At 45.3% G+C, this 13,033-nt stretch carries 9 protein-coding genes; 4 read left to right on the top strand and 5 right to left on the bottom strand.

The features are described 5' to 3' along the window. Window positions 1-264: 264 nt before the first annotated feature. Together ppk2 and AB8P72_RS08140 are read right to left on the bottom strand one after the other, a co-directional pair. Entirely contained in the window at window positions 265-1,278 is a 1,014-nt protein-coding gene (gene ppk2, locus AB8P72_RS08145; protein WP_306495134.1) for a polyphosphate kinase 2, read from the bottom strand. A gap of 227 nt (window positions 1,279-1,505) precedes the next feature. Next, window positions 1,506-3,215 (bottom strand): acetyl-CoA C-acetyltransferase, encoded by a 1,710-nt coding sequence (locus AB8P72_RS08140; protein WP_313205817.1) that lies wholly within the window; start codon window positions 3,213-3,215, stop codon window positions 1,506-1,508. A gap of 473 nt (window positions 3,216-3,688) precedes the next feature. On the opposite strand from AB8P72_RS08140, the gene AB8P72_RS08135 reads away from it, so the two are divergent. The 4 genes from AB8P72_RS08135 to AB8P72_RS08120 all read left to right on the top strand — a co-directional run bounded on the left by AB8P72_RS08135 (window position 3,689) and on the right by AB8P72_RS08120 (window position 8,490). Further along, window positions 3,689-5,089: a 3-oxoacyl-ACP reductase gene (locus AB8P72_RS08135; RefSeq protein WP_144297599.1), complete on the top strand. Its 1,401-nt coding sequence runs from the start codon at window positions 3,689-3,691 to the stop codon at window positions 5,087-5,089. Between the two features lie 322 nt (window positions 5,090-5,411). Then, window positions 5,412-6,326 carry a MaoC/PaaZ C-terminal domain-containing protein gene (locus AB8P72_RS08130; protein WP_068408242.1) on the top strand — a complete coding sequence of 305 codons (915 nt, stop codon included), beginning with the start codon at window positions 5,412-5,414 and terminating at the stop codon, window positions 6,324-6,326. 48 nt (window positions 6,327-6,374) lie between these two features. After that, the gene (locus tag AB8P72_RS08125; RefSeq protein ID WP_068408240.1) at window positions 6,375-6,902 is read left to right on the top strand and encodes a beta-lactamase hydrolase domain-containing protein; all 528 of its coding nucleotides are present in this window, start codon (window positions 6,375-6,377) and stop codon (window positions 6,900-6,902) included. Window positions 6,903-7,071: 169 nt separating this feature from the next. Continuing rightward, complete coding sequence (locus tag AB8P72_RS08120; RefSeq protein WP_306495133.1) at window positions 7,072-8,490, top strand: serine hydrolase; 1,419 nt, start codon at window positions 7,072-7,074, stop codon at window positions 8,488-8,490. A 123-nt stretch (window positions 8,491-8,613) separates the two neighbouring features. Here AB8P72_RS08120 and AB8P72_RS08115 read toward each other — a convergent pair whose 3' ends face one another. The 3 genes from AB8P72_RS08115 to AB8P72_RS08105 all read right to left on the bottom strand — a co-directional run bounded on the left by AB8P72_RS08115 (window position 8,614) and on the right by AB8P72_RS08105 (window position 12,946). Further along, a complete protein-coding gene (locus AB8P72_RS08115; RefSeq protein WP_369957585.1) occupies window positions 8,614-9,867 on the bottom strand; it encodes a cation:proton antiporter in 1,254 nt (417 codons plus the stop codon). A gap of 212 nt (window positions 9,868-10,079) precedes the next feature. Further along, complete coding sequence (gene ilvD, locus AB8P72_RS08110; protein WP_068408234.1) at window positions 10,080-11,990, bottom strand: dihydroxy-acid dehydratase; 1,911 nt, start codon at window positions 11,988-11,990, stop codon at window positions 10,080-10,082. 179 nt (window positions 11,991-12,169) lie between these two features. Further along, window positions 12,170-12,946, bottom strand: coding sequence for a hypothetical protein (locus AB8P72_RS08105; RefSeq protein WP_068408232.1), 777 nt, complete (start codon window positions 12,944-12,946; stop codon window positions 12,170-12,172). Window positions 12,947-13,033 lie beyond the last annotated feature (87 nt).

Here is a 13,033-nt window from a genome sequence, read left to right as displayed (position 1 = left end):
AGAGCTTGAAATGTATTTGCTATTAGCATAATACATTTAGCGAAAAAATGAAAAAAGCAGCCTTCTATATTGATGAGGCTGCTTTTTTATGCGCCGTATTTTATTGAATGCTATAGTGAGTGAAAAGTAATATCGATACATCACGCACTGCTGATATCAATTTTTCTTGCTTGCTGTGCCTGCGCAGACAGAGGCTACAAAAAATTAATATCAGCAATACCGTCGCGTTTTTAGAATATTTTGATTATACAGGCATACATTTGGCTAATAGCGCGGTGGCACGTACATATCATCGGGAATTGGCTCGCGGTAATATTCATCATCGCGCTTGCGTTCGGGCAATTCAATCTCATCGCGCGGTACTTCTTTATAGGGGATTTGCTCAAGTAAATGAGCGATACAGTTTAGCCGTGCGCGTTTTTTATTATTGCCTTCGACCACCCACCACGGCGCTTCAGGGATATGGGTGCGCTCAAACATGGTCTCTTTGGCCTTAGTATAATCCTCCCAGCGCCGACGTGATTGTAAGTCCATCGCTGACAGTTTCCACTGCTTAAGTGGGTCATGAATCCGGCTCATAAAGCGGGAATGCTGCTCATCATCGGTAATCGAAAACCAGTATTTGACCAAGCGAATACCTGATCGTACCAGCATACGCTCAAATTCAGGTACTGATTGGAAAAACTCTTCGTACTGGGCATCGGTACAAAACCCCATGACGCGTTCAACGCCCACCCGGTTGTACCAGCTGCGATCAAACAAGACAATCTCGCCAGCGGCGGGCAAGTGCGCTACATAACGCTGGAAATACCACTGCGACTGTTCGCGTTCGGTTGGTGCGGGTAGCGCAGCAACGCGGCAAACACGCGGGTTTAAGCGCTGGGTAATACGCTTGATAGCACCACCTTTACCCGCAGAATCACGCCCTTCAAATATCACCACAATGCGCTCGCCGTATTCGACCACCCAATCTTGTAGTTTGATAAGCTCTCGTTGTAGTCGCAGTAATTCTTCAAAATAAGTACGCCGATCGAGCTTTTCTTGTTCACTCATCGCGCGGCCATCAAAACGAAAGTCGCGCACGTAATCGTCTATCTCATTTTCCAGCTCTTCGTCATAGCTGTCGATCAAATCTTGATGCATTTTGCGTCGTAGCTCATCGCCAAACACTTCTTTATCCATACGAGTGATAAAGCTGTCTTGTTCGAGTGCTGACCGCGCTTGCCGCTTTGAGGTATTTAAGGTTTGTCGGTCGATCGATGAGAAATCTCTGCTCATAATAAGCTCCTAAGCAATATTTTTATGGTTATTATTCATTATGATAGTTCTATATGTGGTTTATTACTCTAGCATATTTACAATAACGCTATGAGTACACCGTGTTTACTTGTTGCAGTCTTTTTAATGTTTTTTTCAACCAAAACAAAAAACTCCCTCTAATCATCAGATTAAAGGGAGTATTAACATTGAATGCTATTTATTGGCTAATTAACTTAACTAATAAATTATTTCTCTAGAATACAGGTTACGCCTTGACCGCCAGCGGCGCAAATTGAGATAAGCGCGCGACCTGCCCCTTTTTGGTCTAACAATTTTGCAGCAGTGGCTAGGATACGACCACCGGTTGCGGCAAATGGATGACCTGCGGCAAGTGATGAGCCATTGACGTTTAGCTTACTACGATCGATAGAGCCTAGTGGCGCATCAAGACCCAAACGCTCTTGGCAGAACTTCTCATCTTCCCAAGCTGCTAGCGTTGATAACACTTGTGAGGCAAACGCTTCATGGATTTCATAGAAATCAAAATCTTGCAGCGTTAAACCAGCGCGCTCAAGCATACGCGGTACCGCATAAGCTGGCGCCATGAGTAAACCTTCTTTATCGCCAGATTTACCGATAAAATCAACAGCAGCTGTTTCTTGATGAACGATGTATGCTAGTGGTTTAAGACCACGCTCTTTTGCCCATTCGTCATTGGCCAATAGCACACAAGAGGCGCCATCGGTTAGCGGCGTCGAGTTAGCGGCTGTCATGGTTGGGTTGGCGTTCTTTTTACCAAACACGGGTTTGAGTTTAGCAAGCTTGTCTAACGTCGTATCTGGGCGCAAGTTGTTATCGCGCGTCAAACCTTTGTATGGCGTGATTAGGTCGTCAAAAAAACCTTCGTCATACGCGCGTGCTAGATTTTTATGGCTGTTAAAGGCAAGCTCATCCTGATCTTCACGACTGATGTTCCACTCAAGGGTGGTAATAGCTTGATGGTCACCCATTGATAAACCCGTACGCGGCTCGCCATTTTGTGGTGAGTCGATCAAATCTTTAGGATTTAAACCCATTAGCGCTTTTAGACGTTGTTTGTTGTCTTTAGCCGCGCCCAATTTGATTAGCACTTTACGTAAGCCATCACCAACAGCGATAGGGGCGTCAGAGGTGGTATCCACACCGCCAGTAATCGCCGAATCAATAATACCAAGGGCGATTTTATTGGCAGAAGCAAAGGTTGCTTGTAAGCCAGTACCGCAAGCTTGTGAGATATCATACGTTGGCGTATGTGGGTTTAAGGCGGTGCTTAGTGTCGCTTCACGCGTCAAGTTGATATCACGGCTCAATTTCATCACCGCACCAGCAACGACTTCACCGACTTTTTCATCTTGTAAGTTAAAACGCTCGACCAAGCCATCTAACGCGGCGGTTAGCATGTCAGTATTGCTGTCATCAGAGTAAGCACCGTTTGAGCGCGCAAACGGAATACGGTTGCCGCCTAGGATAGCGACGCGATGTTGACCCGAGCTCAGGCCAGCTTTGCTCGATTCTTTAGCGGTTGTAGCGGTTGTTTTTTTACTAGCTGTGTCAGTCTTTTTATTGGCATCTTTAGCCGCACTATCATCTTTAGTAGCGTTAGTAGTTTTGCTGTCTTTTGAGCTTTTTTCAGCGGTGCTCTCCTTTTTAGACTCGTCTTTCTTAGAATTATCTTTATTAGAGCTGTCTGTTTTCGTATCCGCTGTTTTGGCGTCCGACTTTTTATCGTCCGCTTTTTTTGGCTCAGCCGCTTTTGAATTTGCCATTGTGTCGAATACATTTGGCTGCTTGGCGTCTTCAGTTGCTGCTTTTTTGGTTGCTGCGTCAGTCGCTGTTTCGGTATTTTGGCTATCACCGGCTTTTACGACGGTCGTTTCAACAACAGGGCTATCAGGGTGATTGTTTTTAGTACTCATAATATTATCCTTAAAAAATATGGGTAGAAGATAAAAGGGAAAAACAAAATAAAAATAAAAGAGAAAAACATAGTACACGGCAGAGAAGGTTAGCATAAGGCGCTTTTTACGCGCTTACTGTATCTCTTTAGCAAACGATGTGACGCTAATTTTAAGCTCATGCCTTCAATGCTAACTATCAAACGCTACTGATTATACTGGTTAGTATTGATTAATAACATTGCATAACGGCGCTTTTGATAATATATTGTTATCTATAAATGCATTTGCCATAACTTATACGTTATATTTTAACATAAGTGGGGTGTTTTTAAGGCGAGAAAAAGTTGCTATCTTGTATACTGGCTTGTCTACAGATTATGATAGACAGGCGCAGCTTTTGGACTTGTTTTGCATGGAAGTGTATAGTTAGAGCAATTTTGAACCTGTTTACTCATATTAATAATTTTTTTCATCAATTATAGGATTATATTATGTCAGACCGTTATGGTGATTTTGTGCAGTCTTCTATTGGCCGAAAAGTGGCAAAAAATCTAGGCTTGCCGATGCCAGTAGAGCTAGACCGTTTTGATAGTGGTCAGCCGTCAGTACGCGGTAGTGTATTGGTTGGCCGTGCTGATGGCGACAATACTGCCATCAGCGAATCAGTTGCTCGTATTTTGTCAGATTTGCACGCTGATGTATTTGTAAACAGCCGTGATGCGGTAAAAGACGCGCTGGCTGATGCAGGCGTGAAAGCCAAAGCCAATACCGGCGGCGATGACAAATTTAAAGTTTTATTGTTTGATGCCAGCAATATCAGTAATGCTGATGAGCTCAAACAAGTGTATGAGTTCTTTCATGCAGTAGCGCGCCGCGTCGAAAAATCAGGTCGTGTTATCGTTATCGGTCGTCCACCAGAAGATCTAAAAGATATTGAGGCAGCATTGGCACAGCGCTCGCTTGAAGGTTTTGTGAAATCTGTCGGTAAAGAGTTTAAGCGCGGTATCACGGCCCAGCTTATCTACGTGGCAGAAGGCGCTGAAAAGAACCTAGACTCAACGTTACGCTTCTTTGCCTCAGCGCGCTCAGCTTATGTGTCAGGACAAGTGGTACGTGTTACTAATGGTGCCAACGTTGATGTCGATTGGACGCAGCCTTTAGGCGGTAAAACCATGCTGGTCACTGGCGCAAGTCGCGGTATCGGTGAAGCCATCGCTCGTGTGTTGGCACGCGAAGGCGCCCATGTTATCTGTCTTGATGTACCGCAGCAGCAAGCGGACTTACAAAAAGTCGCCAGCGAAATCAGTGGTTCAGTATTAACCGTCGATATCACTAGTGAAGATGCGGGCAAAGAAATCGCAGAAGCGGCGCAAAAGCGTGGCGGTTTAGATGCCGTTATTCATAATGCTGGCGTGACCCGTGACAAGACACTGGCAAAAATGGATGAGAAAAAGTGGGACATGGTTATCAACATTAACTTGGGCAGTATTGCCAAGCTAAACCGCTACTTGCTAGATAATGATGTACTAAAAGACCATGCACGTATCGTCTGCGTTTCATCTATCTCAGGTATCGCTGGTAATCTAGGTCAAAGTAACTATGCTACTTCTAAAGCGGGCGTCATCGGTTTGGTAAACGCGACTGCTAAGCAATTAGACGACGGTTCTAAAGGCATGACTATCAACGCTGTAGCGCCAGGGTTTATCGAAACGCAAATGACAGAAGCCATTCCGTTTGCCATTCGTGAAGCCGGTCGCCGTATGAACTCAATGAGCCAAGGCGGTTTACCAATCGATGTGGCTGAAACCATTGCATGGCTTGCGTCGCCAGCTTCTGGTGGTCTAAATGGCAATATCGTACGTGTTTGTGGCCAAAGCTTGTTGGGTGCATAGCTTGTTGGATGCATACTCAGTAAAATAGAGGCAGAATACTGCTCGATGAATGACTAAATCATAGTGAGCAAGCCTGTATTAAGTAAGTAGGGTGTATGAGGTTTTTAAATGGACCTCACATATGCTTACGAAAAATTGCTGATAAATTGTAATAAAGCTGCCCGAGGGTGGCTTTTTTATGATAAAAACAGGTATGAATAAAAGCATGTGCCAGTAAATGAACCAGTAAACAAATAAGCCGACAAACGAATGCTTCACTGTTTACAAGTAGCCAGATAATTTGCTCCAGCCTCAGTTAGCTCAACCCCATTTAGGATTTATTATGTCAGACAAACATTATGATGCGTTGCCAAAAGCGCATACCACCTACGCCAATATCGTCAAGAGTCTATTGCCTATTGGTAATAACGAAAAGGTCAGCCGCGATCAGTTGCCACAAGCGACGTATTATGTAGATAATTTGCACATCGACCAAAATAATCTTGACGATTATCGTAAGATTTGTGGTTTCGCCGACAATGGCAAAATACCGATTACCTATTTTTCTGTTTTATCACAGACGTTACAAATGAATATGATGGTCAAAGAGCCATTTCCCTTTGCTATGCTAGGTTTGGTGCATGTGGATAATAGCGTGACGCAGTATCGTCCTATCGGTGAGCGTGAAACGGTAGCGATGGCGGTGAAATTTGATAATCTACGCGACCATGCGCAAGGCCAGCAGTTTGATTTTGTCACCACCGTTAAGTCAGATGACGAGGTAATTTGGGAAGGCACTTCTACTTATTTGTCACGTGGAAAAAAATCAGGTAGCAAAGATAAAAAAAGCACGCCGCGTCCAGTGACCGTTAAGCCTTTGGTGAATGAAGAAGGCGTGCACAGTATCTTTGAAGTACCAGAAGATATCGGCCGTCGTTATGCGTTTGTTTCAGGGGATTTTAACCTCATCCATCTCCATCCATTATCGGCACGCGCATTTGGTTTTCCAAAAGCCATCGCCCACGGCATGTGGTCAAAAGCTAAATGTCTAGCGCTGGTGGATGAGCTACCAGATGCTTGCACGGTCAATGTATCATTTAAGCTGCCTATCTTTTTGCCAGCTGAAGTAGAGCTGATCGCTGAGCCGATAGCGCAGTTAAAGAGCCCAACCGATACTTGCGAGTTTGGCTTATTTAGTGCTAAAAACGACAAGCCGCATCTTGCTGGTGTGATCAAACTGCAAAGCGAAAATCAATAGATTGCGCCATATTTTTAACCTTTATATTTTATTAACCAATTATTCATTATGACTTTACATGACAATGCAACAAGCGTAGCTGCGCCCGATAACTCAGCTACCATAGATGAATCTACTGCTAAAGATAACGGTATCGATTTGGAAAATATGTTTGAGCCGTATTTTCGCCCTGATGACAACACCATCGTGTGCGGCGCCCTCGACGACGAAAAGGTCGCTACTTTAGCGGCGGCTGGCGTTGAGTTGGTGCTTAACTTGCAGCCAGATGATGAGCTAAATTTTGATGAGCGCGCGGCGGTAGAGCGCGCTGGTATGCATTATGAGCAGCTGCCTATCAGCGGGGCCAAGGATTTAAAACAGTTAAATATATTGGCGTTTGATAACATCTTGCGTCAGTACCATGGCAAAAAAACCGTCTTGCACTGTGGTTCTGGTAATCGCGCTGGTGCAGCGGTAGCATTGCGTGCGGGCTGGTTACGCGGACGCAAAATGGATACGGCAATGGAGCGCGGGCGCAGTCATGGTTTGACGAAGCTAGAAGAAGAGGTTCATAATCGTTTATTGGTTCCACGCTAGACTCATGGCATACTAAGCATGTAGGGCAAACTGTACGCGTTACATATGAGCGACATGCAACAAAAAAGGCGACCAATAGGTTGCCTTTTTTATGAGCAAATTTCGTGATTAATTAGCTAATGAATTTTTTGACTATAAAAAATGTTTTTATAAATAAAGCGAGTGAATAATGAAAAATAATAATGAGAAAGCTGATAATCAAAACGTCTATACGTCTATTAATCCTGTTATTCAGCAAAAATTACAACAATTGCTAACATATTTGCAGCTTGATGACGCACCAGCTGGCGGTGCCTTGGTGGTTTATCAAGCGGGGCAATGTATTGCTCAGGCTAGTGTGGGAATGGCGCGCGCGGATTTGTCATGGAGCCCCGATACCCTATCGCTGAATTTTTCAACAGGGAAAGGGGTGTTGGCGACATTGGTGCATGTGTTGGTCTCCGAGCATATGCTTGATTATGACCGAGCGATTGCGGATTATTGGCCTGCTTTTGCCGCGCAAGGAAAAGAACAGATTACTTTACGTAGCGTCATGTCGCATCAAGGCAACTTGTTTTCGATTCAAAGTATCGATGTCGATAATGACATGGTGCTCGATTGGCAGCTCATGCTAGAAAAGGTTGCTGCTATGCCAGTAACAGCGCCTGAAGACAGCGCCTTATATGAGAGCGCTTATAGCGCCTTGGTTTACGGTTGGGTACTGGGCGGCGTGATAGAAGCCGTTACCCATATGTCATTAGCCACAGCGCTGCGTCACTATTTGACTGAGCCGCTAGGAATTGCAGACAGCTGTTATTTTGGGGTGCCAGACGATAAAGTAGATGAAGTGGCTCATTTGGTTAAATATTTCCAAACAGACGAACACACAGCCCAGCAAATAAGCAATCAGGAGCTGTCGCAAGCGCGACCTCGCCGCAGCAAACCCGTGTTAAGAGCGGATTCTGAAAATACTTTGCGTATTTATTCAAGCCTACCAAGCTATACTTGTTGGCAAAAAAGAGCACTAACCAATCAAGCAGGCGCAAATGAAAGCGCAATGGCAGATGGGCTGCCTAATTTGGATACAGCAAAAATTAACCGTTTATACTTTAATAACAGCCAGCTTAATCTAAAAAACTATAAATCGGCTCTTGTGTTGGCTAATAAACAACCTATCGATTATTACGATAAACGGACGCTACAAGCCATCATTCCCGCTGCCAACGGCGTGGCATCAGCGCAAGCATTAGCAACTATTTATGCCATGCTAGCCAATGGCGGTACATGGCAGGGGCAGACATTAATTGACGACGCAACATTTAAGCAGCTTTCAACCCCGCAAACCACTGGCATGGACGCGGTAATGCCGGCGAAAATGAACTGGCGCTTGGGCTATCATCGCAGGTTTAGCATTTGTCAAAGTGAAGCTTCTAATATGAGCGCGCAAGGTTTTGGGCACATGGGTTATAACGGTTCGGTTGCGTGGTGTGATCCTGCGCGGCAATTGTCGTTTACCTTTATCCATAATTTTGATGTAACAATGCTCAATGATGTCCGCCAGTTTGCGCTGACGGAAGCGGTATTAGATTTGATTGACGCTGGAATCTAGTAGACGTGACTCTTGAACTTACCTCAATATTCTTGTTGCCAGTATGAAAAACAGAAATACAGGTGCTTAAAGGATAAGTAGCAACACTATAACTAACAAAAGTATTGAGGTAGTCGTCCGAAATTATCCATGGCGCGGCTTATTAGGCGTGAGTTTAAGCAACCTTGGGGAAATCAAACCATGGATAAAGATAGACGCCAAAATGACAATTGAGCAGACTATCCAAAGTTTAACAGCGTCTACTTCACCAAAGAAGCCTTGATTGAGGGCGTAAGACAGATAATATAAGGTGCCAATACCGCGTATACCGAGCGCAGAAATGGCATACTTTTCAGTATAGGGCAGCTTTAATCCTGATAGAGCAATCAATCCGCCAATCGGTCGAATCAATAATAAAAAGGTAAAGCTGACGATATAGACGCGCCATGTCAGCTCAACGCCCGCTTGCAGTCCTTGACCTAAAAACATGCCAAAAACCACAAGAACTAAGGACATCAGTAAGCCTTCTGACTGCTCAGCAAAATCGTGCAGCTTTTGGTGATAACTGTGTTCACGCTCCGAGCGTCGAAAGGCAAAGGCGGCGACAAATACTGCAATGAAGCCATAGCTGTGTACATATTCTGCCAAACCATAGGCCAGCAAGGTGAGAGCTATCACCACATAACCTTGAGAGATGGAGGTATTGTGGCTGTATTTTGAAAAGACCAATTTTGCTAGTAATTTACCAACCACAATCCCGACCACCAAACCTGCGCCAATTTTCCACAGCACATCAGTCGTAAACCATTGCCACAGCATCTCACCTGTGAACTGCTGCCCGCCGCTATAAGCTTCTGCGACCTTAATCGCTAAATAGACAAATGGGAACGCCAAGCCGTCATTTAACCCTGCTTCTGAGGTCAAGGTAAAACGCGGTGTATCCTCGCCGCCAGTATTGGGCGGTCCGACTTGGATACTAGAGGCTAGCACAGGATCGGTCGGAGCCAGTACCGCACCGAGCAAGATGGCCGCGCCTAATGTCAAACCAAAAGCATAATAGCCTAAGAGCGCCATGGCAAAAATACCAATCGGCATGGTGATAAGTAGTAAGCGCACAGTCGGGCGCCATAAGTGCCACGACAGCTCAGTATCTATCTTGATACCTGCACCAACCAGCGAAACCAATACCACGATTTCGGTCAGTTTTTCGATAATTAAACCGTTATCCATCGGATTTAAAAAAGATAAACTGGTCCACCAATAGCCCATGAATAGACCAAAGCTTACTTGCAGCATGGGCAGCGAGATGGGCGTACGTTTAAAAAGAATAGGAAACAGTGCCCCGAATAAAAAGGCAATACCGCAGACCAATAAGAATAAATTATAGTTTTCAATCATAAGTTTGGTGCACGCTATTTTTTGGTTTTAAAAAGATAAAGTTACAAGAGGTTTAATCGCTATTAATAATGAGCGCAAATGCTTTTTATTACCGCAAAAAAACGTTAACAGAACGGCGGTAGCGTTGTTTTTTGGTGAAAAAAAGCCTGCATGGCGCAGGCTTTGGGTAATTCTATAAGGTTAGTGATAAATCATTGCGTTTACAGATTTATTTAACGCTCAACTTGGCTCACATCACGGACGGCACCCGTATCGGCACTGGTAGTCATAGCTGCATAAGCACGCAGCGCAGGCGAGACGTGACGCTCACGGCTCACAGGCTTCCATGCGTTACGTCCACGCGCTTCCATCTCTTCACGGCGCGCAGCAAGCTCGGCATCGCTGACTTGCATATTGATGGTACGGTTCGGGATATCAATATGAATGGTATCGCCTTCTTGTACTAAACCAATCGCGCCACCTTCAGCTGCTTCTGGGCTGGCGTGACCAATGGATAAGCCTGAGGTGCCGCCAGAGAAACGACCATCTGTGAGCAGCGCACACTCTTTGCCCAAACCTTTAGACTTAAGATAAGTTGTTGGATAAAGCATTTCTTGCATACCAGGCCCACCTTTTGGGCCTTCATAGCGAATGATGACCACATCGCCGGCGACAATTTGGTCATCAAGCACGGCGGCTACGGCAGCGTCTTGTGATTCAAAGATACGTGCGCGTCCGGTAAAGACTAAGATGCTTTCATCGACGCCTGCGGTTTTAACCACGCAGCCGCGCTCAGCAATATTGCCGTATAGTACTGCTAAGCCGCCATCGGTTGAATAGGCATGCTGAGCACTACGAATACAGCCCGACTCACGATTGACGTCAAGGTTTGGCCACTCTTTTGATTGCGAGAAGGCCTGCGTGGTACGGACGCCACCAGGAGCGGCAATATAGCGCGCACGTGCCTCAGTATTATCAGGATTCATGATATCCCATTTATCGATAGCATCTCTCATGCTTGCGCTATGAATGGTTGGGATATCGGTGGTCAGTAAACTGGCACGGTCAAGCTCGGCAAGTAACGCCATCACACCACCAGCACGGTGGACATCTTCCATATGATATTTTTGTGAAGCAGGAGCGACTTTCGACAGGCAAGGGACACTACGGCTTAGGCGGTCAATATCATGCATTTTAAAATCAACTTCCGCTTCATTGGCGGCAGCCAATAGATGCAAGATAGTATTGGTCGAGCCACCCATCGCAATATCTAAGCTCATCGCATTTTCAAAAGCGGCTTTGGTAGCGATAGAGCGCGGTAATACCGAATCATCGTCTTGCTCATAACGGCGCTTGGCCAATGATACAATCGTGCGACCCGCTTCTAAAAACAACTCGCGGCGTAACGAATGCGTGGCTAATAGAGAGCCATTACCCGGCAATGATAAGCCTAATGCTTCGGTCAAGCAGTTCATTGAGTTGGCGGTAAACATCCCAGAGCATGAGCCACAAGTTGGGCAAGCCGAGCTTTCAATGGCCAAAACATCTTCATCGCTGATATTATCGTCAGCGGCATCCATCATGGCATCGACCAAATCAAGCTTACGAATCGCATTGCCTTTACTATCGGTCGTGTGCACATCGCTGCCACCATCATTATTATGGCTATGAGCGACAGTGCTAGCGATGACCTTGCCCGCTTCCATCGGGCCGCCAGAGACGAAAACAACAGGGATATTGAGGCGCATGGCTGCCATCAGCATACCAGGGGTGATTTTATCGCAGTTAGAAATACAGACTAGGGCGTCGGCGCAGTGGGCGTTGACCATATACTCAACCGAGTCTGCAATCAAATCACGGCTTGGTAATGAATACAACATGCCACTATGGCCCATGGCAATACCGTCATCGACCGCAATGGTATTAAACTCTTTTGCCACGCCGCCCGCTTTTTCAATCTCACGCGCCACCAGTTGCCCCAAGTCTTTTAGATGCACGTGACCGGGGACAAACTGGGTAAAGGAGTTGGCAATGGCGATAATCGGTTTGCCAAAGTCGCCATCCGTCATACCCGTTGCACGCCATAGGGCACGCGCACCGGCCATATTACGACCGCCAGTAGAAGTTTTTGAGCGATAATCCATGTGATATTCCTTACAAATAAGCGAGATTTATAAACGTCTGCAGCATCCGCTGTCATACGGATAGTGTGCTTTTTATGCCATGTGAGTACTAGTGAATAATACTAAGGCGTTACCATACCATTAGATATGGATAACTGAAAATCATTAACCAATAATCATAAAGACTTGAGGGTCAATATTTAAACGAGGCGCTCTAAAATAGCGGTCTCAAACCAAGGCAAATCGGCTTTATCGGTTTCAAGTTTGGCGATGACGACTAAGGCGTGAGGCGCTGGCAAGAATTGATAGTCAGGACTGGCAGCAATAGTCAGTAGCTGTTTATCGTTTTCGGCGTGCTCATCAATACTGATAAGTGTTTGCTTAGTATTCTTATAAAGCACATCGATACGACCAAAAAACTGCCACTCTTTAAAAGCAGCAGTAAGCGCATCGGCTTCATCTTTGGTATAAATTTGCTGGGTGTCTTTACCAGTATTGGTCCAATGCAGGCGTACGGCCAATTGCAGCGCTTCGCTAAACACCACCAATGAGCCAATCACTTTGACATGCCAAGGGCTGGTGATTAGCGCCTTATCAATACCGATAAGTTTCGCCGCCTCGTCAGCTGTCATGGGGGTATTAAACTGGGCAAGTAGGGCAGGTGTTAATGGATAAGTCTGTTTAATGCTGTCATCTAAACTGTCGTAATGATACAAAAAGGGCAGTGGCATATCCTGCGTCATGATTTTTTTGCTGATTTTACAATTATGGATACGCCAACTGATTGCCTTATCAGTTAATGCCTCAGCTAAGATAATGGCGTTTGGCTCAATGCTTGACATGGTTGACGGTGCGCTATCTTCAAGCGTTTCATTAACCGCAGTATGATTTCTCATAGTGTCATGAGCGTGGTCGCTATGAGCGTCAGTAGTGTTTGATGATTGGGATAATTGGGTTGGCAAGGCAGTCAAATCCATAAACCTGAGGTGATTAAAATAGAGGATTAATATAACATTTAAAGCGCACGGCTCGCCAATAAATTAATCGTATCACTTATAGAATTG

This window comes from Psychrobacter sp. CLB018, from assembly GCF_041222815.1.
Taxonomy (GTDB): Bacteria; Pseudomonadota; Gammaproteobacteria; order Pseudomonadales; family Moraxellaceae; genus Psychrobacter; species Psychrobacter faecalis.
The sequence above is the reverse complement of the archived record's forward strand: the minus strand, read 5'-3'. Positions and strand labels throughout refer to the sequence as shown.